The sequence below is a fragment of the Methylobacterium tarhaniae genome (assembly GCF_001043955.1).
Taxonomy (GTDB): Bacteria; Pseudomonadota; Alphaproteobacteria; order Rhizobiales; family Beijerinckiaceae; genus Methylobacterium; species Methylobacterium tarhaniae.
Genome location: NZ_LABZ01000345.1, coordinates 1 through 764, shown reverse-complemented (window position 1 = coordinate 764; position 764 = coordinate 1). Strand labels below are relative to the sequence as shown.

Sequence of the window (764 nt, the reverse complement as noted above, 5' to 3'; positions counted from 1 at the left end):
TCGCCGCCGGCGCCGGGGCCGATCAGGGTCAGCTCGCGGAGCGCATCGGTGTCGATGGTGACGGCGTTCGTCACGCCCATCACCTGGGCGATGGCCGAGGATTTCGGCACCATGGTCGGGTGGACCCGCTGCTCGATGCCGGCCTCGGTCGCCTCGGCGACGCCGAGCAGCTTGATCCGGTAGCCGAGCTCGTCGGCCATGCGCAGGTCGAGGGGGGTGATCGCCGAGATGCCCTCGACCGAGACGCCCTCGGCGTCGAGCTCGGTGCCGAAGGCGAGGCTGGTCAGGATCGCGAGCTTGTGGGCGGTGTCGAAGCCCTCGACGTCGAAGGTCGGGTCGGACTCGGCGTAGCCCAAAGCCTGCGCGTCCTTCAGGCAGGCCTCGAAGGTCAGGCCCTCCAGCTCCATCCGGCTCAGGATGTAGTTGCAGGTGCCGTTGAGGATCCCGTAGACGCGGGAGATCCGGTTGCCGGCCAGCGCCTCGCGCAGGGCCTTGACCACCGGGATGCCCCCGGCCGCCGAGGCCTCGAAGGCGAGCGCGACGCCCGCCTTCTCCGCCGCGCGGGCGAGGGCCGGGCCGTGGCGGGCGAGCAGCGCCTTGTTGGCGGTCACCACGTGCTTGCCCGCGGCGAGCGCCGCCTCGACGGTCTCGCGGGCCGGTCCTTCCGCGCCGCCGATCAGCTCGACCACGCAATCGACCTCGCCCGAGCGGGCGAGCGCCACCGGATCCTCGAACCAGGTCACGCCCTGGAGGTCGAGGCCGCG

1 protein-coding gene is annotated in these 764 nt (G+C 72.4%); it reads right to left on the bottom strand.

Annotated features, from left to right (window positions below):
- Positions 1-764: homoserine dehydrogenase (locus VQ03_RS29820; RefSeq protein ID WP_048454557.1), on the bottom strand; the 764-nt coding region annotated here is incomplete at both ends.